Source organism: Rhodococcus sp. DN22 (assembly GCF_036669995.1).
Lineage (GTDB): Bacteria > Actinomycetota > Actinomycetes > Mycobacteriales > Mycobacteriaceae > Rhodococcus_F > Rhodococcus_F erythropolis.
Map to the genome: position 1 here is coordinate 2282524 of NZ_CP133326.1, position 20100 is coordinate 2302623.

A 20100-nucleotide genomic window follows, 5' to 3' on the forward strand; every position below is an offset into this window, starting at 1 on the left:
GACGTGCTGAATAGTCCCGTACACGAAACACTTCCAGCTTCGGACGGAGATCGGCGCATGGCCATCCATCCAGTCGACCAGCGGCTCCCCATTGCCCGCCAGTCTGCTTTTGCTCTTCAGCACGTCCTCATCATGTACACCGGTTGCATCACGGTTCCGCTGGTTTTCGGTGCCGCAGTCGGGCTGGACCGCAGCACGGTCGCGATGCTGATCAGTGCGGACTTGCTCGTTGCAGGCATCATCACGATCATTCAGAGCCTGGGCGTCGGCAAGGTTGCCGGTGTCCGCCTGCCGATCGTCTGCGGTGCGACGTTCGCCGGGCTGACGCCGATGATTCTGATCGCCAAGGAGTACGGCCTGCAGGCCGTGTACGGGTCCATGCTGGTCGGTGGCGTGGTCGGCATAGCGTTGGCCGTTCCGTTCGCCAAAATCGTCCGATACTTCCCACCCCTGGTCACCGGCGTCGTCCTCACAGTCATCGGCATCTCGTTGATCGGTGTCGCGGGAGGACTGATCGTCGGAAACGACCCGACCTCCCCGTCGTTCGCCGATCCGAAGAACCTGGCGCTGGCTGCCGCAGTCGTTGTGGTCGCGGTGGCGTTCATCTGCCTCGGTCGCGGGATGTGGACGCAACTCGGTGTACTGATGGCACTGGTGATCGGTACCGTGATCGCCATCCCGATGGGTCTGATCGATCTGAGTGGCGTCGGCGGCTCGGCCTGGGTGGGCTTCCCGATGCCGTTCCACTTCGGCGCTCCGGAGTTTCCCGTCACCGCCGTGGTGGCGATGAGTATCGTCATGGCAGTCGTCTTCGCAGAATCGACGGCGAGCATGCTGGCGGTCAGCGAGATCACCGGAAAGCCTTTGAAAAAAGCAGATCTCGCACGCGGGCTGGTGGCCGACGGCATGTCGGGAGTTCTGGGCGGAATCTTCAATGCCTTTGTCGACACCGTTTTCTCGCAGAATGTCGGCGCCGTTGCCACGACCCGGGTGTACAGCCGGTACGTGACCGCTACCAGCGGTGCCATTCTGATCGTTCTCGGCCTCATCCCGCGAATGGGTGAAGTGGTTGCAGCCCTGCCTGATCCGGTGGTCGGCGGCGTCGGAATCATCTTGTTCTCCACTGTCGCCGTGGTCGGAATCAACACACTGCGCAAGGTCGATCTCAGTGACCCGATCAACACCACGATCGCCGCCGTATCGGTGGGGATCGGTATTCTGCCGGAATTTGCGGAGGGGATGTTCGAGCGATTCCCCTCCTCGGCTCAGATCCTCCTCGGTAGCGGCATCACGTTGGCTGCGGCCTCTGCCTTTTCACTCAATCTGCTGTTCAATCACACCCGACTCGGTGAACTCGCGAGGCGATCGCGAGAGAGCCTTCCTGAACCCGCTACCAGCTCTGCAGGAGACGCCAGTGTCACAGTCCCATTCTGATCCCTTCGAAGTTCCCGTCATCGACATCTCGCCCTACGTGCTCGGTGGTGCCGACCAGGACAAGGCGCGAGTGGCCGCCGAAGTCGACCATGCCTGTCGGACTGTCGGTTTCATCCAGATTCGGGGCCACGGTGTTCCGACCGATGTTTCTTCCGGCCTCGCCGAAGCCATGGACGACTTCTTCGGACTGCCGATGGAGACGAAGTCGGGCTACCGAATCGAGGGCGCGAATCGTGGGTACAGCCCGCCCAAGAGCGAGTCGCTGAGCTTGAGCCTCGGCGTCGAATCCGCGACTCGGATGAATGACTTCTTCGAGGCCTTCAACGTCGGAACCGAAGCCAGATCATTCACCGAACTCGAACTGTCGGAGGATGATTACGGAATCAATCTGTGGCCCGCAGTGCCAGGTTTCACGGAACGAGTGGAGAATTACTATGCCCATGGCGAGCGGGTGGCACGCACACTGACCACCATTTTCGAAGATGCGCTCGGTCTGACCCCAGGATTCTTCGAGTCGATCACCGATCATTCCATCGACGTACTGCGGATGAACAACTACGCATTACCCGAAGGGACGGTGACATTGGACGGTGAGTTGAAGGGTATGGGCGAACATACCGATTTCGGGCTGGTCACCGTGCTGTGGGCGGATCAGGTCGAAGGTTTGCAAGTACTCGGGAGCGACCGACGCTGGCACGATGTCTGGCCGGTCGACGGCGCGCTACTGGTCAATCTCGGGGATCTCACCGCGCGACTGACCAACGACAGGTGGATGTCCACGCTGCACCGAGTTGCGCCTCCGGTGGTGAACGGCACCATCAAGCGTCGGCGATCGGCGGCCTTCTTCCACGACGGAAACGTCGACGCGGTGATTGCGACTCTGCCGAGTTTTCAGGACGACTCCGGCTTGGAGTACGAATCCATTACCGTTCGCGATCACATCAAGGCCAAATTGGCCGGGTCGAGGCAGGGAAAGTCCAACGCCGCCGCAGGTCGTGAGGCGGCTCGGGTACTTTCGGCTGCAGAGCTCGAGATCAAGCAGTGAGTGCACGGAACATCGTCCTCATCCACGGAGCGTGGGCTGGCGGTTGGGTCTGGGATCGTGTGTGTGGCCCACTGAAATCGGCCGGCTTCAATCCCGTTGTGGTGGAGCTTCCAGGCTCGGGAAGTTGGAACCCAGACGACGTGATCGATCTCGACGTAGTTGCCGAACATGTTGTGGCAGTTGTCGAGTCCTTGGACGGGCAGTGCACCCTCGTCGGTCACTCCGGCGGAGGCATCGTGGCCTCACAGGTGGCTGAGTTGCTGCCTTTGCGGGTAACGGGTCTTGTGTACGTCGCGGGGATGATGCTTCCATCTCAGATGGACTTCGGGATGCTCTGCATCGAAGTCGGTCTGGCAAGTCCGGTCGGGATCTCACGTTGGTTGGTCCCCGTGGACGACGGGAATGCGACGGTGGTTCCGCCCGAAGCCGGTGCCGCTGTGTTCTTCCACGAAGCGCCGGTGGCTGATGCGATCTTCGCCGCCCGCATGCTCGTTCCACAACTGGAGTCGGCCCGCCTGATGGCACCCGTCTGGACGGAAGAACGATTCGGAACCGTCCCGCGTTTGTATGTCGAATGCACGCTCGATCGAACCGTGCCGATCGAAGCTCAACGTGCAATGCAAAAACTTGTTCCCGGTGCCCAGGTGGTCAGCCTGGACACCGACCACGCCCCGCAGTTGTCGACGCTCCCGGAGTTGATCGAAGCGATCGCCGATTTTGCCCAGAACGCGTTCAGCCGAACTCGACGCCTTGAGCCAGCGGCAACTGGTCCGAGTAGTTGACGGTATTGGTGGCTCGGCGCATGTAGGCCTTCCATGAATCCGAACCCGATTCGCGTCCGCCGCCCGTCTCCTTCTCGCCGCCGAATGCGCCGCCGATCTCCGCACCGGACGTTCCGATGTTCACGTTCGCGATGCCGCAATCGGAGCCGTCGGCGGCGAGGAAGCGCTCTGCTTCTCGCTGATCGAGTGTGAAGATCGAGGATGAAAGTCCTTGAGGTACACCGTTGTGCAGCGCAATAGCGTCGTCGAAGTCGGTGTAGGTCAAGACATAGAGGATGGGTGCAAATGTTTCCGCCCGTACCACCTCGGTCTGTGCGGGCATGCGAACGAGAGCAGGTGTCACGTAGAACCCGGATTCGCCGACGCGATCACCGCCACACACCACGGTTCCGCCGTCGCCGCGCGCGGCCGAGAGGGACTTCTGCATTGCCTCGTACGCGGCTTCGTTGATCAGCGGTCCGACCAGAACACCGGAATCGAAGGGACTACCGACCTGGAGTTGCGCGTACGCGGACGCAATGCGGTCGACGACGTTGTCGGCGATCGACTCGTGAACGATGAGTCGGCGCAGTGAGGTGCAGCGCTGCCCGGCAGTTCCCGCGGCGGAGAAGACAATTCCGCGCACGGCAAGCTCGAGATCCGCCGACGGCGTGGCGACTGCGGCGTTGTTCCCACCCAACTCCAGAAGACTTCGTCCGAAGCGCGCGGCGACCCGCGGAGCCACGGCGCGGCCCATCCGCACGGAACCCGTGGCGCTGACCAAGGCCACGAGTGGGTTGTCCACCAGCGCCTCACCGACGTCACGTCCGCCGACGACCAACTGGTGCACGTCGATCGGTGCTTCACAATCCGCGAGCGCACGTCGCAGGAGTGCATGACATGCCAGAGCGGTCAACGGAGTGGTTTCCGAAGGCTTCCAGACGACGGAGTCGCCGCAGACCAGAGCAATGGCGGTATTCCACGACCACACCGCTACCGGAAAGTTGAACGCAGAGATGACCCCGACAACGCCGAGCGGGTGCCACGTTTCCGACAACCGGTGGCCGGGACGTTCGGACGGCATGGTGCGCCCGTAGAGCTGCCTGGAGAGACCGACCGCGAACTCGCAGATGTCGATCATCTCCTGTACCTCGCCGAGAGCTTCCGAGGTGACCTTGCCTGCCTCCAGCGTCACGATCTCCGCGAGATCCTCCTTGTGCTCGGTCAGTAGGCTGCCCAGCCGCCGCACGACCGCGCCGCGCGCCGGAGCGGGGACGGTGCGCCAGGTGAGGAACGCTCGATGAGCCGCCTCGACGGCGTCGTCGACCTCTCGGCCGGAGTGCTGCCGGACCGTACGCAGCTGTGTGCCGGTGATCGGCGTGTGTGCGCTCAGATCACCGGCGGGCCACTCGACACCGCAGGCAGCGAGGGCTCTCTCGGCGCGATCGGCGAGGCTCGAAGGATCAGGCAGGTTCACGGGGAGTCCTCTGTGTTAGAAGGCGGGAGTGTTTGTAGGCGGGAGTGGTTGTTGGCGGGAGAAAGCAGGGCACGTGATGCCTCTTGTTGTGCGCGGTACAGCTCGAACGGATCTTCGATGGTGCGGTCGATGGCGCCCTCCAATCGATCCTGCCCGTATTCGGCGCCGGGCGCATCGGAAACGAATCCGGTCACGGAATCGAGATTGGACGCGAAGATCCCGGCCGCGGACGCCGGTAGGAAGTCCTCGTAGACGATCGGGTCGCGGACGACAACAGTTCCTTCGTTTCGGTACGTGAAGTACGCCAACCCCGCGTCGTCGAGTCCGTCCTCGGTGTGCGGAAATTCGCTGTCCCAGTCGGCGTCCGCGGGCCTTGCGATCAGTCGCTCGTAGATTGCACGCCCGCTGCGGGTCAACGCGATTCCGCGTGCCTCGACCTCGCCGAATCTGACGCGGACAGGTTCTGTGGTGACCGTTCCGTCCGGCCGGCGAAAACGTCTGTCTTCGGCGAGTGCGCGAAACGACGTCTGCCGCAGAAGCAGTGGCGGTCCATTCCATCTCGGCGGGCCTTGGATGCGGTCGATCATGGTGATGCCGCGCTCGGTCATTCGGCGGTACAACTCGTCGATGTCGAGCACTCGCGGGGTGAGGTGGTTGACATGTGTCGAGCCCTGGCCGGCGATGTCTGCGGCGACAGGTGAGATCGCGGCAAGTTCGCGATACCAACCGGCGTCGATGGGATCGGTGCCGAGCCGAAACGCCGAGGTCGCCGCTTCGACGAATTGTGTCGCCTCGGGCTCCGGTAGGCCGAACTCGCGGTTCGCTTGCCGTGCCCACTGCAGAAGCTCTGGAGAGAACAGGGTGCGGCGACGCAGGAACCCGGTGATCCGACGCTCGAGGTCGGTGTCGAAGAACCTGGAATCGGAGCCGGTCAGTACCGAAGTGAAAACACGGAACGGGTTCCGGGCGAGTTCGGCAGGTTCGGTGGGGCGAAACGCCGTCGAGACAACGGGAATGGGGGAGTCGGTGAGCCGGAGGTCGTAGTAGCCGACCGGAAACATACCGAATCCGCCGAAGACGGTGGCTACGTCACGTAGTTCGTCGAGAGTCCCCAGTCTGATGGCGCCGTGACGCTCGGCGCTGACTCTCGCCAGGCTGCCCAGGCGCTCCGCCGAATCCGGGTGTTCGGTGGCAAAATCGCGGTTCACCTGCATCGTTACATCTACCAAGGTGTTGTAAGCGGGGACCTCGTCGCCATACATCTTGGCGAGGGCCGCTGCGAACCGTGCACGTAGCTCCCAGGTTTCAACCATACGAATGTCCGATTGCGTTAGCCTTCGCAGGTGCGAGAAACAGAAACCAGTGACGCTGCCGGGGTTCCGGTCGACGAAACCGATCGACTTTTGATGCGTGAATTGGTCTTGGACGGCCGTGCCACTCTCGCGAGTCTTGCTGAGAAGGCAGGACTCTCGATCTCTGCAGTCCAGTCGAGAGTGCGTCGATTGGAGTCTCGCAAGGTGATCCGTGGCTACTCGGCGAAGATCGATCCGGAGGCACTCGGTCATAATCTGTCCGCATTTGTCGCCATCACTCCTCTCGATCCTTCGCAGCCCGACGATGCGCCTGCTCGCTTGCGTCATCTACCGGCCGTCGTCTCGTGTCACTCCGTGGCCGGGAGCGAAAGCTACGTCCTCCTGGTCCGGGTGGCGTCACCTCGCGCGTTGGAACGATTGCTGCAGGAGATCCGTACGGCAGCCAACGTCAACACGCGAAGCACCATCATCCTACAAACTTTTTACGACGAATGACGGGTGTTCCGTAACTTTTGCGGCTTCCTATCGACACTTTCGTAAAATTGACATAATCTTCGCAGTATGAGTACTGCGATGCGAGACTTCGGTGACAGTGCGCTCTTTCCGGTCTACGAGGTGCTGAAGGCCAGCATTCTCGTCGACGGATTCGATCTGATTCTCGATCTGCAAAGGTCGCAGGGTTCGTATCTCCGCGACCTGCGAGACGGCACCGAGTTTCTGGACATGTTCGGTTTCTTCGGCTCTTCCGCCCTGGGGATGAATCACCCGGCGATCGCCGACGACGAGGAATTCCAGCAGGAATTGGCCGTTGTCGCCTCCAACAAGCCGAGTAATTCCGACATCTACACCGAGCCTATGGCGCGCTTCGTTGCGGCTTTCGCTCGGGTCCTGGGGGATTCGGCGCTCCCACATTTGTTCTTCGTGGACGGCGGGGCACTTGCGGTGGAAAATGCGCTCAAGGTTGCCTTCGACTGGAAGAGTCGGTTGAACGAAAGCCGTGGATTGTCAAGCGATCTGGGGACGAAGGTCCTGCATTTGACCGAGGCCTTCCACGGTCGTAGCGGATACACGATGTCGCTCACCAATACCGAACCGGGCAAGGTCGCGAGATTCCCCAAGTTCGACTGGCCCCGGATCGACTCGCCGTATCTCGCAGACGGTCGCGATGTCGAAGCTGCGGAGAGGCAAGCTCTCGAGCAAGCGCGCCGAGCGTTTTCCGACAACCCCGACGATATAGCCTGTTTCATCGCCGAGCCGATCCAAGGCGAAGGCGGTGACCATCACCTCAGGCCGGAATTCCTGCAGGCGATGCAAGAGCTGTGTCGTGAGAATGACGCCCTCTTCATTCTCGACGAGGTGCAAACGGGATGCGGAATCACCGGAACCGCTTGGGCCTATCAGCAATTGGGATTGCATCCGGATGTGGTGGCCTTCGGTAAGAAAACGCAGGTGTGCGGCATCATGGCCGGCGGTCGAGTGGATGAAGTGCACGACAATGTGTTTCACGTCAGTTCCCGGATCAATTCGACGTGGGGTGGCAACCTCACCGACATGGTGCGCGCCCGGCGGATACTCGAAGTCATCGAGCAGGACCGACTGATCGACCGCGCGCGATTCACGGGTGCGCATCTCCTTGCCCGGTTGACCGAAGTCTGCGGGCGCTACGCGGCGGCGACCGAGCCGCGCGGTCGTGGTCTGATGTGCGCGATTACGTTGGCGGACAGTGACCTTCGTGATCGCGTCGTCCAGCGACTGCGAGAAGACGAGCATGTGATGATACTGCCAACCGGGAAGAGAGGAATCAGATTCCGTCCCGCGCTGACGGTGACCACCGGTGAGTTGGACGACGCGGTCGACGCAGTCGAGCGAGTGCTCGAGCGCGAAGTCTAGGCTCTGGCCTGGAGTTCGCTCCACACTCGATCCGGTGTCATCGGTGTGGAGTACATACGCACTCCACACGCGTTGGCTATCGCGTTTGCCAACGCCGGTGCTACCGGATTGAAGGGGGCCTCACTCATCGATTTTGCGCCGAAAGGCCCGAGTTTGTCGTACGTGTCGGCAAACAGTACTTCGGTGATCGGCAAATCTCCGATCTGTGGAACGTGGTAATTGCGTAGCTGAGGATTGATCACTCGGCCTTCTTCGATGACGATTTCCTCCGACAGTGCAGCGCCGAGGGCCTGTCCCACACCGCCTTCCACCTGCCCTCGCAGTTGTGCCGGGTTCATGACGGTGCCGGCATCGGCGGCCTGAACCGACTGCAGGATCTTCACCCGGCCGGTATCCGTGTCGACGGCAACGCGAAAACCGTGAACGTTGAACGAGACCGAGCGCGGTGTTCCGTCGTGGCGACCGTCAGCGGCGAGCGGGCCACCTTCGAGTAGCGTCGCGAAATCGAGGCAACCGTGGGACGTTTCGACCCCGTCCGGCGAAAGATCGTCGATCTGCGCGCCGCGGCCACTCAATCGCACCGCACGGGTCAGTATTCGCTCGCGAAGGCGCTCGCAGGCGATCAGGAGCGCCTTGCCGGCGACCACCGTTCCCGTCGACCCGAATGCTCCGGTGTCGTATCCGCCTGCATCGGTGTCGGATTGAACAATCGTGATGCGATCGACTGTCGTCCGCAATTCGGTGGCCGCGATCTGTTGGTGAATCGTGGTGGTTCCGTTGCCGAACTCAGCGGTGCCGATGTTCACCACGTACCGACCGTCGGCCTCGAGTGCGACAGTGGTGTCGGAGAAGTGACCACGCGGCGGGATCGTCGCGATCATGGCAATTGCCATGCCCCGGCCGATCTGCCAACGCGACCCTGCCGGTGCAGCCTCCCCGCGTCCGCTCGACAGTGCACTGTCGACGAGGTCGATGCACTGGTCCAGTCCGTAGCTGCCGAATTCGAGATCACCGTCCTCGACGTGCCAGTCGACAAAATCGTCTCCGGGTACGACGACGTTTCGCCGCCGAAACTCGAAGGGGTCCATGCCGAGACGATCAGCGAGCTGATCCATGGCCGACTCGACGGCGAAGATGATCTGGCCGAGCCCGTAACCACGGAAGGCGCCGGACGGAACGTTGTCCGTGTAGACCGCTTCGGCGTCGACGCGTTTGGTTGCAGCGCGATAGACCGCCATGGATTCGGCGCAACCGTGGAACATGACTCCGATCGAATGGTTCCCGTACGCCCCGGCGTCGGAAAGGACGTCGATGGCCAGTGCAGTGAGAGTTCCGTCGGCATCGGCGCCGGCGCGAACCGAAACTCGCATCGGGTGCCGTGACGGTGCGATGGTGAACTGATCGCTGCGGCTGAACTCGTAAGCAACGGGCCTACCCGTTCGCAGGACGGCGAGTGCGACCAGATCTTCGGTGAGTAGTTCCTGCTTCCCGCCGAAGCCTCCACCGACCCGCTTGGCGAACACCCGGATTCGGCTGCGATCGAGATCGAAGATGTGCGCCAATTCGTCCCGAACCAGAAACGGCACCTGTGTGCTGCTTCTGATGACGAGACGGCCGTCCTCGTCGAGCCACCCCACTGCGCCGTGAGTTTCCAAGGCCACGTGCTGGACTCGCGCAGTTTTCCACGTACCTTCGACGACTGCAGTGGCATCCGCGAGCGCACGGTCCAGATCGCCGACACCAGCGTGAAGCGCGGCAACCACGTTGCGAGGGACTTCTGCGATCCGCGAGCTCTCGTCTTTGTCGCCGTGCAGAAGCGGAGCGCCGGGGGAACGCGCCAGATCTGGTTCGAATACCGCGTCGAGTACCTCGTAGTCGACTTCGATCAGCGAGAGTGCACGTTCCGCCTGCGTCGGGGTTTCGGCGATGACCGCGGCGACTCGCTGGCCGCGGAAACGGACGGTCCTGTCGAACACCCGCGTGTCGTCCGGATCGTCGTTGCGGTCCTCGTGCCGGGCGGTCGAGAACAGCACGTCCGGACTGTCCTGAAAGGTGAGGACCGCGGCGACGCCCGGCGCCGCTTCCGCTGCTGCCGTGTCTATCCGGGTTATGTGTGCGTGTGCGTGCGGACTGCCGAGTACTGCGACGTGAAGCAGGCCGATCGGCTTCTCACCCGGGGAGAAGTCCATGGTGTACTGCTCGGTCCCCGTGACGATGCGTGCGGACGCCGGGGCTGCGATGGAACGCCCTTGTGCCCCGCCTGTTTTGGCGGTCTCGGTATTGGATGTACCCGCGAGGGCGTCACGAATGGACCGATAACCGGTGCAACGGCACAGGTTACCTTTCATCGAGCACGCGAGATCGGATTTTTGTTCGACCGACAGCGCTGATGCGGTGACTACCATTCCCGCTGTACAGAAACCACATTGGAATCCACCGGCGTCCACGAATGCCTGTTGAATGGGGTGAAGTTTCTCCGGTGTTCCGAGGCCGGCGGCGGTGACGACGTCGCGGCCGCCGAGGCGGTGGGCGGGAAATATGCACGAATGGGTGGGGTGTCCGTCGACCAGAACCGAGCAGGCGCCGCAGTCTCCGGCATCGCACCCCTTCTTGACGGAGTTCGCTCCGTGCTCGCGGAGGAAGGTTCGCAGGCACTGTCCTGGGCGGGGCTGGTCGTCGCGGGGAACTCCGTCCACCGAGTACTTCATTCCAGTTCACCTCGGATTTCTTCGGCGAGAAGGTCAGTCATCGCCTTCCGCCACGGCGCAGTTCCATGGACATCGGTGAAGTAAGCGTCTTCCGGAATCCTGCTGTGCAACGCATCCGCAAGTGCAGCGGCGTCGGGGAGTTCGTCGAATTTCAGAGCGTACGGACGGCGGGTCGCGGCGGTGATCGCCAGTGTGAAACCGTCGGCACCGCAGCGTCCGGCAACGGCTACGGCCGATCGCCCGAGTGACGTCTGTGCCAGTTTTCGCATCGCGGTACGTGCGGTCAGTGCATGCACGGGAATCCGGATACTGCGGATGATCTCGCCGGGGCCGAGCACGTTGCGAGAATCGTCGATGACGAAATCGACTACGGGGACTGAGTATTCGGTACCGTCCGGACGCCAGATCGTCAGTTCGGCATCGAGAGCGGTGCACAGAGTCGTCATCGCTCCGGCCGGGAAGGAGAGCGCGATGTTGCCGCCGACGGTCGCGTATCGCAACACCTTCCACGATGCGAGCAGTGCGTCAGCGCAGTGTTGGAACAGCGCTGCGGCGGACCATGAGGTGGGAAGACCGGCGCGGCACAGTTCCTCGATGGTGCAGGTGGCCGCGATTTCGAGACCGAGATCGCCGACCACGACAGCTTTCCAGTCGAAGCCCGCAAGGTCGACAAGAGTGGTCAGGTGCGGCTGCGGTTCCGAGTACAGCCAGGTGCCGCCGCCGATGAACCCGATACCGGGTGAGGCACAGGGGAGCTCGGAGCGGGTCCGCGGCACCAGAACTTCGTCGACGCTGTGCAGATCCATCGCTGCCTCAAGCCTTTCCGAGTAGGTCGCGGTGTGCGCGTGCGACATCCGAGGCCACGACGTCCTCGTCGACGGTGGTGACTCGTCCGTCGGCAACTACGATTTGCCCGTTGACGAGTAGTAACTTCAGCGGGGGCGTCGAGCCGAGTACGAGCGCCGCCACCGGATCGGTGATGCCGGCGTGCGCGACGGTGTCGAGTTTCCACACCGCCAGGTCGGCAAGTTTTCCGACCTCGATCGATCCGATTTCGCCCTCGCGGCCCAGAACTCGTGCGCCGCCGATCGTTCCCAATTCCAAGGCTTTTCGCACCGTCATCGTCTGCGGTCCGCCCTTGGCGCGAGCAAACAGAAGCGCATGACGAGACTCCTCGATCAGACTGCATGCTTCGTTGCTCGCCGCGCCGTCCACACCGAGCCCCACGGTGACCCCGCCCTTCACCAGATCGGCGGCACGGGCGATACCGGCCCCCAGTCGCGCATTGGAGGTCGGACAGTGTGCCGCGGCAGTTCCGGTTCGCGCCATCGTCTCGATACCGGCGTCGTCGAGATGGACTGCGTGTGCGTACCAGACGTCCGGACCCACCCAACCGACGCGTTCCATGTATTCGACCGGCGTGCAACCGAAAAGCTCTCGGCAGAAGCTTTCCTCGTCCAGGGTCTCGGCGAGATGCGTGTGCATTCGCACGCCGTTTTCGCGGGCCAGCGTCGCGGACTCTCGGAGCAGTGACTCCGTCACCGAGAAGGGTGAGCAGGGAGCTACCGCGATCTGCAGCATCGACCCCGCATTCGGATCGTGCCAGCGGTCGATCACCGACTGCGTGCCGGTCAGGATGTCGTCGAGTTTTTCCACGACGTGATCCGGTGGCAGGCCGCCGGAACTCTGACCGAGGTCCATCGACCCACGACACGGGTGGAATCGAAGGCCAACCTGCGCAGCGGCGGTGATCTCGGCTTCGAAAACGTCGCCGGCGTCGCGGGGAACGACGTAGTGGTGGTCGGTGGTGGTCGTACATCCGGTTTTTGCCAACCAGGTGAGTCCGCCGGTGGCCGCCACGTGAACGGCGTCGGCGTCGATACCCGCCCAGACGGGGTACAGCGTGGTCAGCCACTCGAAGAGCGTCGAGTCTGCTGCCAGGCCACGGGTGATCCATTGGTAGAGATGATGATGTGTGTTCACCAGACCGGGCGTGATCAGGCAACCGTTGCCGTCGATCACGTGCGCATTCGGGTACACGGGAGCCTTTCCGGCCCCCACGTCGACAATCTTGTTGCCCGAGATCACGACGTAGCCGTCGGGGTGCTCGGAACGCTCGCTGTCCATCGTGACCACATGGGCATTGGCGACGACGAGAGTGGTCCCGAGGGCCGGGTCGGTCACGACAACCAGCCTGAATAGGGTGTCCACGACGGCCCCGCGTCTGGTGCGTCGGATCGGCTGACCGCAGCTTGGATCAGCCCGTACGGACGATCGGCGGCGTGGAACACCTCGTTGTCGTTCTCGACTCCGAAGCGGCCGAGTGCATATTCGAAATGATGCTTGTTGGGTGCCGACAGTCGAACCTCGGCAATGATCGGAAGCTCTTCGAGAATTGCCTTGCCGATGTGGAAGAGCGTCTGCTGCAAGGCAAGTGAATGCACCTGCGCGAACTGTTTGACGATTTGTGCCTTGATACCCACGTAGACCGATTCCCAGTCGACGTCGGTGGTGACGAATCGCCACTGGGCGACCAACGTCGTCGCCATGACGCGGTCGTCTGTCGGCTCGAGGATCGTGTACGGGTCTTCGAGGAAACCCGAGAACTCACTACCGGTCGATTTGAGGATCACCAGGTCCTTCAAGCCGCCGATCACCCACGTCCCGGCATCGGCTGTCCCAGTATCGGAGATTGTGATCGACGCCGTCCGAACTTCCTGACCCTTCCGAATCCAGGTGTAGTCGTGCTCGCTGCCGTCGACAATTGCACGCTCCCAAGCGTATTCCTCGATCTCGATCCGCGCGCCACTGACCGGTTCGATGTCGTCGACGAAATGACGGGCGAGTTCGAGTCCGTACGTCTCGATCGAGATCAGACCCTTTTCCTTGGCGTAGGAATAGGCCGTTTGTTTCTGCGTGTCGGTCGGCAGAACCTTCGACTGATCGCCGGTGAGGTACGCGTCGGCGAAATCTCCACGCAGGCAGGTGGAGACGTTGATGTCGTGGATCTCGTGACGAGGAGTGTCGCGGTAGATTCGGACTACCCTGTTCTCAGCTTTGCCGTACTGGTGACCGGTAAGTTCGATGGATCCGCTCAACCGGTCGGTGCTTGTAACACCGGTCGTGATGTTGCCGGTCGTGATGTTTTCGGTAGTCACGTGTTCAGCTCCCGCGATAGGTGGAATAAGCAAAGGGCGACAGCAACAGTGGGACGTGATAGCCCCGCGCCGTGTCGTCCACCCGGAAGGTCACTGTCACTTCCGGGTAGAAGTTCTCTTGTCCGTTGGTCTCGAAATACGTTCCCGTGTCGAAAGTCAGGGTGTAGTGACCGGTGACCAGACCACCAGGAGCAAGTTCGGGGATGCGGCCGTCGGAGTCGGTCTCGGCGCTGGTGATCGTGACGCCGTCTCGATCACGAAGTTCGACGCGAATCCCCGCCGCGGGAATGCCCGTCGTCGCGTCGAGAACGTGCGTGCTCAGGGTCTTGCTCATGCTGCGCCTCCGGCGAGTGAATCGATCAGACGGGCAAGTCTGATTCGATTGATGGCGGCCAATTCGGTTCGAAGCACGGAACGCTCGGTCGCCGGGTCGTTTCGGAGACGGCCTCGAAGGATGTCGAGGAGCTCCGTTCCAGATTTCCCCGACGCGCAGACCAGGTAAACATGGCCGAATGTCTCTTCGTACTCGGCGTTCTTCTGTCGAAGTTCCGCGAGGACGTCTTCTGTCGCGGACGAGACTCCCGACTGTTCACGGGTCGAGGCCGCGCTTTCGCTTCGCTCACCGATTCGTGGGTGGCCGGACAGAGCGTCGTCGATCTCGGACTCGGGAAGCTCGGCCAGCACCGCATCTGCTTTGTCGAACAGAGCTTCCAGATCGGTGAACGGGCGAGACGAGGCGATTTCCTGTGCCCACACGGCGGAATGGCAACACTCGAGCAGCGCCGCGACTGCCTGGTGGTCACCGAGCGCATCGAAGGCTCCGAGACCACTGGAATTCGTTGTAGGCATGTCCACAGGATTACTTGAGCATGTTACGGATCTGTAGCGCAGCAATTACGGGAGATGATGTGTCTCGATCTTATTTCTCCGGCCGCCCTTTTCCGGTGACAGATACATTCTTAGGTATGACCGATACTCCGAAGCTGTCTTCCGTCGTACCGTCCCTGGCGAACCTCCGAGACATCGGTGGCCCCGAATCGAGCTTCGGTGGCACCGTCCGCACCGGGAGTGTGTTTCGTTCCACCGATCTGGCATCGCTCAGTGCGGAGGGCGCACAGACCCTCGCCGATCTGGGCATCGTCACGATCTACGATCTGCGCACCGAGTCCGAACGCGAGACGGCGCCGGATCTGACGCCGGACGGAATCCGAGAACTCGGCCTGGACGTATTGGCGGACAAGCAGTATCGCGCCATTCCGGCTCAGATGCAGCAGATGATCGCCGACCCGGCGTTTGCTGCCGAAGCGTTGGGTAGCGGCCAGGCGCTCGAGTACTTTCAGGGAAGTTACCGCGATTTCGTGACCTTGCCGAGTGCGGTCGCGTCGTACCGGCAACTGTTCGTCGACTTGGCGCAGCCGCCCAGCTCGCCGGCACTCATTCACTGCACCACGGGCAAAGACCGCACGGGCTGGGCCGCAGCCGCGCTACTGCTGTTCCTGGGTGCCTCCGAGGACGCGGTCTTCGCGGACTACCTCGAAACCAACAAGGTTCTGTTGCCGATGTTCGCGCCGCTCCTCGAGCGATTCGAGGCCAAGGGTATCGATCCGACCCTGCTCGAAGGTGTCCTCGGTGTCAGGCGCGAGTACCTGGAGGCGTCGATGGCAGAGCTTGCGCAGGTCCACGGATCGATCGAGGCCTACTTCACCGACGGCCTGAAGATCGACGCGTCGACCCAGGAACAATTGCGGAGCAACCTGCTCAGCTGATCAGGACCTGCTCGGCTCGTCGTCGCGGGCCGTTCGACGCCGCATCACGAGGCTGACGATACCGATCCCGATGGCGATGCCGAGCAGGTCGGCGGTGCCGTCCCAGATCGAACCGGAACGCGAAATGGGCAGCGCTGCTTGAAGAACCTCGGACGTCGCAGCAAAAATCACGAGCCACACCGCGGTGAGCCACGCCGGGATCCGGGCGTGCAACGAGGTGATCGCCAGCACCGCGAACATCAACGTGTGAGTGATCTTGTCGGTGTTCTCCGGGCTCGACGGGACGGTGGAGCCCGGGGAGAAGAGCATGATCAGGGCAATGACCACGGCGATCGCCAACGGCCAGTATCGGTTGTTCTTCAATTCGTCTGCCCCTCGACGACGACGAGTCCGAGTGCACCTTCGGCGAATCTGGTGACGGCGTCGGCGGCTGTCGTGAGCGCCTCGGTGTGCCCGTCGCGGGCCCAGCCGGTCAGCAGGGCGGTGGAGTCGAGAGGCGTCAGAACGACCTCGGCGAGAAGCTCACCGGTGTTGGGCTGGCACACGGCCCAGGAGTAGACGCTGTTTTCGTGCCACTGAGCGCTCCGCTGACTCACGTAATCGGGGTCGGTGATACCGCCGTCGGCAAGGGCAGGGCGGTCGTCCACACGCTCGTCTGCGCGCAGTGCTCGCAGATACCATCCGCCTGCGTTGATCTCGATCGGCTCCATCAGTCGGAGCCCCGCTCGCGGCGACGCTTGGCTTTGCGTTCCCTGTCGGTACCGAACAGCAGTGCACCGGCGAGGGGAATCGCGAGGAACCACAACCAGGTGCCGGTGACGAAGAACAGGATCACCGCGAGAATCGGGATGACGGCCATGACGCGTCCGGACCAGTCGGGGTTGAATCGTCGCTCCGCCGGTGCGGCGGGAGGTGTCACCATCGACAGGGGAGCGGTGCCTGGAGCTTGATAGTTGCCCGGTAGATCGGCGAACACCGGAACGAGTTCACTGCGAGTTGTTGCGGCACTGACGATTCCGCTTCTCTCGTCGAACTCCGTGACGGTGAGGCGGCCTGCGGCGAAGTGCTCGCTCAGGAGATCGAGTGCCTGCTCGCGTTCTGCAGTGCCGATGCGAATGTCGGGGACGTCAGCCATCGTTACAGCCTACTCAAACGACTGTGCGCCTTTCCGGTAGTGGGGACTACCGGAAAGGCGCACGGGGCCGGAGGCCTTACTTCAGTTCTGCGAGAACCGTTCCCTGCGTGATTGCTGCACCCGGCTCGACGGACAGTCCGGTGACGACACCGGCCTTGTGCGCGTTGACGGGGTTTTCCATCTTCATGGCTTCGAGAACCGCGATCAGGTCGCCTTCTGCGACTTCCTGGCCTTCGGTCACTGCGACCTTGACGACGGTGCCCTGCATCGGAGCGGTGACGGCGTCACCGGATGCTGCGCCGCCGCCGGCGCCGCCGCGCTTGCGTGCCTTCGGCTTCTTGCGGATGGCACCGGATGCTGCGCCGCCGCCGTTGCCGAGCGAGAACTGGCCCGGGAGGGAAACCTCGACGCGACGTCCACCGACCTCGACGACGACGTTCTGACGCGGCAGAGCCTCGTCCTCGTCGTCGACCGGTGCACCGGAACCGGCGTACGGCTCGATGGTGTTTTCCCAGTCGGTTTCGATCCACTTGGTGTAGATGTCGAACTTCTCGCCGTCACCGACGAATGCCGGGTTCTCGACGATGTGGCGGTGGAACGGGAGGACGGTCGCGAGGCCGTCGATTTCGAACTCGGCCAGAGCGCGCGATGCCCGCTGGAGGGCTTCTTCGCGGGTGGCGCCGGTGACGATGAGCTTGGCGAGCATGGAGTCGAACTGTCCGCCGATGACGTCGCCGGCGACGACACCGGAATCGACGCGGACGCCGGGGCCCGTGGGCTCACGGTAGACGGAGACCGGGCCGGGGGCGGGCATGAAGCCGCGGCCGGCGTCTTCACCGTTGATGCGGAACTCGAAGGAGTGTCCACGCGGGGTGGGATCTTCCTTGATGGAGAGCTCTTCACCGTTGGCGATGAGGAACTGCTGACGCACCAGGTCGATGCCCGCGGTCTCTTCCGTGACGGGGTGCTCGACCTGCAGGCGGGTGTTGACCTCGAGGAAGGAGATGGTGTCGCCCTGAACCAGGTACTCGACCGTTCCAGCGCCGTAGTAGCCGGCTTCCTTGCAGATGGCCTTGGCGGACGCGTGGATGCGTGCGCGCTGGTCGTCCGTCAGGAACGGAGCCGGAGCCTCTTCGACGAGCTTCTGGAAGCGACGCTGCAGTGAGCAGTCGCGGGTACCGGCGACGACGACGTTGCCGTGCTGGTCGGCGATGACCTGAGCCTCGACGTGGCGGGCCTTGTCCAGGTACTGCTCGACGAAGCACTCGCCGCGACCGAAGGCTGCGATGGCCTCACGGGTGGCCGACTCGAACAGCTCGGGGATTTCCTCGATGGTCTGGGCGACCTTCATGCCGCGTCCACCGCCGCCGAAGGCAGCCTTGATCGCAACCGGTACGCCGTATTCCTTGGCGAATGCGACGACCTCGTCTGCGCCCTTGACGGGGTCCTTGGTGCCGGCAGCCATCGGAGCCTTCGCGCGTTCTGCGATGTGGCGAGCGGTGACCTTGTCGCCGAGGTCGCGGATGGACTGCGGTGACGGACCGATCCAGATGAGGTTCGCGTCGATGACGGCCTGGGCGAAGTCGGCGTTCTCGGAGAGGAAGCCGTAGCCGGGGTGGATGGCGTCGGCGCCGGACTTCTTGGCGGCATCGAGGATCTTGTCGAACACGAGGTAGGACTCGGCGGACGTCTGTCCGCCGAGGGCAAATGCCTCGTCTGCGAGCTTCACGAACTGCGCTTCTGCGTCGGGCTCGGCGTAAACGGCAACGCTGCCGTAACCGGCATCCTTGGCCGCCCGGATGACCCGTACCGCGATTTCACCGCGGTTCGCGACAAGCACCTTCGTAATGTGCGCGCTGGCATGACTGGGCACTGAGCCTCCTGTGGTTCGCATAGTCTGTCTCCGCGGTGTATTCCTCTGGGATTTCACCATCGGGGGATTGGCATCACTTCGGAGTGTATGCATCGCTTCGGCGCTGGCTGTAACCGGATCGCTAAAGCCCACTCCGGCTTAGGAAACGGTTTCGAAAACTACCGATGAGTAGCTGCCGGAGGTGCCGGTGTCCGGTTCGGCGACGATTTCTTCGACGGTCCGGCGCAGTGTGGCCACGTAGGCGTGAACCGCGGCGTTCGCCGTCTCGTTGCCTGGATACCTGACTGCGAGATTGAGGCCTTGGGGTGTGCGGTTGATCCAGATGTAGACGTCGTGCGTGTATGCCTTGCTTCGAAGTGCTCTGGCGTTCCATTCGGGCCACTGTGCGGCCTCGGGTACAAAGCGAACGTCCATGTAGGACACCACGAATCGCGGTCGAATCGGGGTTTCGAGGTGCTCACCGATCCGATCGAACGGGACCGCGGCGGCAGGCTTGACCGAAGCGATCGATTCGGCGGCGCGTGTCGCGAGGTCGCCGAACGAACAGTCCGATCCAACGGCGAACTCGACCGGGCACAGTCCGACGAACCAGCCGAGCGCACCCGCCCACTCCTGAGCGCTGCGGGTGTGAACCGGCGTCACGACCTCGAATTGATCGGATCCCGCGACTTCGCGACCTACGGCCGCAAGTCCGCCGAGTAGTCCGGCGAAATACCCCACGCCGGCGGCTGCACACGTCGAACTGAAGGCCTTGGACTGCTCGGCGTCGAGTAGCCAGGTCGACAGGCCGTTCTGAGAATCGGTTCCGCGTTCACCGATCGGTAGCGGGAACTGGGGTAACCCGTCCGTTCCGAGAGCCTTACGCCAGATCTCCACCGCAGCCTTCTCGGCTTCCATGTCGGCCATCTGCTCGCGTTCGACGGCACCGAAATCGACGTAGCTGCCCACCGGGAACAGATTTGCAGCGCTGCCGGTCGAGGCCTCGCGGTACAGCGCTGCAATCTCGTGAGCGACCAGCACGATCGAGAAACCGTCGATGATCGAGTGGTCCGCCGCGAAGAACACGGTGAACGGACCGTCGCCACCGCGGGGCGTCAACGTCGCGAAGACGTACGACGGCCAACTGTGCGGGGACGCGTAATCGTCGAACAGGCGGTGAAGGTGGTCGAAGTTGTCCTGGCTGGACGCGTCGTAGCCGTGGCTGACGACCCCGATGTCGATTCCGCCGATCGGGACGGTGTGCCGGGTGATCTCGCCACTCGAGGGCTCGAGGACGGTATGCGAGCGCAGAACTTCATGACGGTCGATCCAGCGGCCGAGGGCGACTCGGAACGCATCGACGTCGAGCGGGCCGGAAATCTCGAAAGCTGTTCCCAGCCAAGACTTGTCGCCTGCGCCTGCAGCGGAACGGTTGAGATGTGCCTCGTGAATGTAGGAGACGGGCCGCGGATCCGGAACCCAGGGCCCGGTTGCGCACGGCAACCATTCGACGAGTGCGCCGGCCGGAATCGCATAGTCGGCCAGTTCGGTGAACTCCATG

At 62.8% G+C, this 20100-nt stretch carries 19 protein-coding genes; 6 read left to right on the top strand and 13 right to left on the bottom strand.

Translation table 11 applies throughout. From position 1 onward, the window contains the following. Positions 1 to 57 precede the first annotated feature (57 nt). Genes RA302_RS10420 through RA302_RS10430 form a run of 3 tightly spaced genes read left to right on the top strand, consistent with a single transcriptional unit; the run spans position 58 to position 3261 of the window. Positions 58 to 1434, top strand: a complete 1377-nt coding sequence (locus RA302_RS10420) for a nucleobase:cation symporter-2 family protein (protein ID WP_338480515.1) — start codon at positions 58 to 60, stop codon at positions 1432 to 1434. Further along, positions 1415 to 2479 carry a 2-oxoglutarate and iron-dependent oxygenase domain-containing protein gene (locus RA302_RS10425; protein ID WP_338480517.1) on the top strand — a complete coding sequence of 355 codons (1065 nt, stop codon included), beginning with the start codon at positions 1415 to 1417 and terminating at the stop codon, positions 2477 to 2479. Before RA302_RS10420 ends, RA302_RS10425 begins: the two co-directional genes overlap by 20 nt. Continuing rightward, positions 2476 to 3261 carry an alpha/beta fold hydrolase gene (locus tag RA302_RS10430; protein WP_211917041.1) on the top strand — a complete coding sequence of 262 codons (786 nt, stop codon included), beginning with the start codon at positions 2476 to 2478 and terminating at the stop codon, positions 3259 to 3261. The genes RA302_RS10425 and RA302_RS10430 overlap by 4 nt, the downstream gene beginning before the upstream one ends. Here the strand turns inward: RA302_RS10430 and RA302_RS10435 are convergent. Further along, positions 3212 to 4717, bottom strand: a complete 1506-nt coding sequence (locus tag RA302_RS10435) for an aldehyde dehydrogenase family protein (protein ID WP_338480521.1) — start codon at positions 4715 to 4717, stop codon at positions 3212 to 3214. The genes RA302_RS10430 and RA302_RS10435 overlap by 50 nt on opposite strands. Then, entirely contained in the window at positions 4714 to 6030 is a 1317-nt protein-coding gene (locus RA302_RS10440) for a VOC family protein (RefSeq protein WP_338480523.1), read from the bottom strand. The genes RA302_RS10435 and RA302_RS10440 overlap by 4 nt, the downstream gene beginning before the upstream one ends. Before the next feature lie 30 nt (positions 6031 to 6060). On the opposite strand from RA302_RS10440, the gene RA302_RS10445 reads away from it, so the two are divergent. Continuing rightward, positions 6061 to 6525: an Lrp/AsnC family transcriptional regulator gene (locus RA302_RS10445; RefSeq protein WP_019747732.1), complete on the top strand. Its 465-nt coding sequence runs from the start codon at positions 6061 to 6063 to the stop codon at positions 6523 to 6525. Between the two features lie 66 nt (positions 6526 to 6591). After that, positions 6592 to 7920, top strand: a complete 1329-nt coding sequence (gene lat, locus RA302_RS10450; protein WP_338480526.1) for an L-lysine 6-transaminase — start codon at positions 6592 to 6594, stop codon at positions 7918 to 7920. Here lat and RA302_RS10455 read toward each other — a convergent pair. The 6 genes from RA302_RS10455 to uraD all read right to left on the bottom strand — a co-directional run bounded on the left by RA302_RS10455 (position 7917) and on the right by uraD (position 14635). Further along, the gene (locus RA302_RS10455; RefSeq protein ID WP_338480528.1) at positions 7917 to 10628 is read right to left on the bottom strand and encodes a molybdopterin cofactor-binding domain-containing protein; all 2712 of its coding nucleotides are present in this window, start codon (positions 10626 to 10628) and stop codon (positions 7917 to 7919) included. The two genes, lat and RA302_RS10455, sit on opposite strands and share 4 nt — an antisense overlap. Further along, positions 10625 to 11434, bottom strand: a complete 810-nt coding sequence (locus tag RA302_RS10460) for an FAD binding domain-containing protein (protein WP_060938629.1) — start codon at positions 11432 to 11434, stop codon at positions 10625 to 10627. The genes RA302_RS10455 and RA302_RS10460 overlap by 4 nt, the downstream gene beginning before the upstream one ends. 7 nt (positions 11435 to 11441) lie before the next feature. Beyond that, a complete protein-coding gene (locus RA302_RS10465; protein WP_242459955.1) occupies positions 11442 to 12755 on the bottom strand; it encodes an 8-oxoguanine deaminase in 1314 nt (437 codons plus the stop codon). A 53-nt stretch (positions 12756 to 12808) separates the two neighbouring features. Continuing rightward, on the bottom strand, positions 12809 to 13726 hold the full coding sequence (pucL, locus tag RA302_RS10470) for a factor-independent urate hydroxylase (RefSeq protein ID WP_338481167.1): 918 nt from the start codon (positions 13724 to 13726) through the stop codon (positions 12809 to 12811). Between the two features lie 64 nt (positions 13727 to 13790). Beyond that, positions 13791 to 14120: a hydroxyisourate hydrolase gene (gene uraH, locus RA302_RS10475; RefSeq protein WP_020907070.1), complete on the bottom strand. Its 330-nt coding sequence runs from the start codon at positions 14118 to 14120 to the stop codon at positions 13791 to 13793. Then, positions 14117 to 14635: a 2-oxo-4-hydroxy-4-carboxy-5-ureidoimidazoline decarboxylase gene (gene uraD, locus RA302_RS10480; protein ID WP_019747739.1), complete on the bottom strand. Its 519-nt coding sequence runs from the start codon at positions 14633 to 14635 to the stop codon at positions 14117 to 14119. Before uraD ends, uraH begins: the two co-directional genes overlap by 4 nt. Positions 14636 to 14751: 116 nt before the next feature. On the opposite strand from uraD, the gene RA302_RS10485 reads away from it, so the two are divergent. Beyond that, a complete protein-coding gene (locus tag RA302_RS10485) occupies positions 14752 to 15552 on the top strand; it encodes a tyrosine-protein phosphatase (RefSeq protein WP_041814841.1) in 801 nt (266 codons plus the stop codon). On the opposite strand, the gene RA302_RS10490 is transcribed toward RA302_RS10485, so the two are convergent. From RA302_RS10490 to RA302_RS10510, 5 genes are all read right to left on the bottom strand, one after another. Then, entirely contained in the window at positions 15553 to 15915 is a 363-nt protein-coding gene (locus RA302_RS10490; protein WP_020969195.1) for a VanZ family protein, read from the bottom strand. It lies immediately after the preceding gene. After that, entirely contained in the window at positions 15912 to 16262 is a 351-nt protein-coding gene (locus RA302_RS10495) for a hypothetical protein (RefSeq protein ID WP_003940792.1), read from the bottom strand. Before RA302_RS10495 ends, RA302_RS10490 begins: the two co-directional genes overlap by 4 nt. After that, positions 16262 to 16687, bottom strand: coding sequence for a DUF1707 domain-containing protein (locus RA302_RS10500; protein ID WP_029255031.1), 426 nt, complete (start codon positions 16685 to 16687; stop codon positions 16262 to 16264). The genes RA302_RS10495 and RA302_RS10500 overlap by 1 nt, the downstream gene beginning before the upstream one ends. Positions 16688 to 16763: 76 nt before the next feature. After that, positions 16764 to 18560 carry an acetyl/propionyl/methylcrotonyl-CoA carboxylase subunit alpha gene (locus RA302_RS10505; protein WP_019747743.1) on the bottom strand — a complete coding sequence of 599 codons (1797 nt, stop codon included), beginning with the start codon at positions 18558 to 18560 and terminating at the stop codon, positions 16764 to 16766. Between the two features lie 138 nt (positions 18561 to 18698). Further along, positions 18699 to 20099 (bottom strand): condensation domain-containing protein, encoded by a 1401-nt coding sequence (locus RA302_RS10510; protein ID WP_046378325.1) that lies wholly within the window; start codon positions 20097 to 20099, stop codon positions 18699 to 18701. Position 20100: the final 1 nt, after the last annotated feature.

What these genes read in the sequence shown, in the direction of transcription:
- RA302_RS10420 (WP_338480515.1), top strand. Translation starts at nt 58, where the DNA reads ATGGCCATCCATCCAGTCGACCAGCGGCTCCCCATTGCCCGCCAGTCT.
- RA302_RS10440 (WP_338480523.1), bottom strand. Translation starts at nt 6,030, where the DNA reads ATGGTTGAAACCTGGGAGCTACGTGCACGGTTCGCAGCGGCCCTCGCC.
- lat (WP_338480526.1), top strand. Translation starts at nt 6,592, where the DNA reads ATGAGTACTGCGATGCGAGACTTCGGTGACAGTGCGCTCTTTCCGGTC.
- RA302_RS10455 (WP_338480528.1), bottom strand. Translation starts at nt 10,628, where the DNA reads ATGAAGTACTCGGTGGACGGAGTTCCCCGCGACGACCAGCCCCGCCCA.
- RA302_RS10460 (WP_060938629.1), bottom strand. Translation starts at nt 11,434, where the DNA reads ATGGATCTGCACAGCGTCGACGAAGTTCTGGTGCCGCGGACCCGCTCC.
- RA302_RS10465 (WP_242459955.1), bottom strand. Translation starts at nt 12,755, where the DNA reads ATGGACAGCGAGCGTTCCGAGCACCCCGACGGCTACGTCGTGATCTCG.
- uraH (WP_020907070.1), bottom strand. Translation starts at nt 14,120, where the DNA reads ATGAGCAAGACCCTGAGCACGCACGTTCTCGACGCGACGACGGGCATT.
- uraD (WP_019747739.1), bottom strand. Translation starts at nt 14,635, where the DNA reads ATGCCTACAACGAATTCCAGTGGTCTCGGAGCCTTCGATGCGCTCGGT.
- RA302_RS10485 (WP_041814841.1), top strand. Translation starts at nt 14,752, where the DNA reads ATGACCGATACTCCGAAGCTGTCTTCCGTCGTACCGTCCCTGGCGAAC.
- RA302_RS10495 (WP_003940792.1), bottom strand. Translation starts at nt 16,262, where the DNA reads ATGGAGCCGATCGAGATCAACGCAGGCGGATGGTATCTGCGAGCACTG.
- RA302_RS10500 (WP_029255031.1), bottom strand. Translation starts at nt 16,687, where the DNA reads ATGGCTGACGTCCCCGACATTCGCATCGGCACTGCAGAACGCGAGCAG.
- RA302_RS10510 (WP_046378325.1), bottom strand. Translation starts at nt 20,099, where the DNA reads ATGGAGTTCACCGAACTGGCCGACTATGCGATTCCGGCCGGCGCACTC.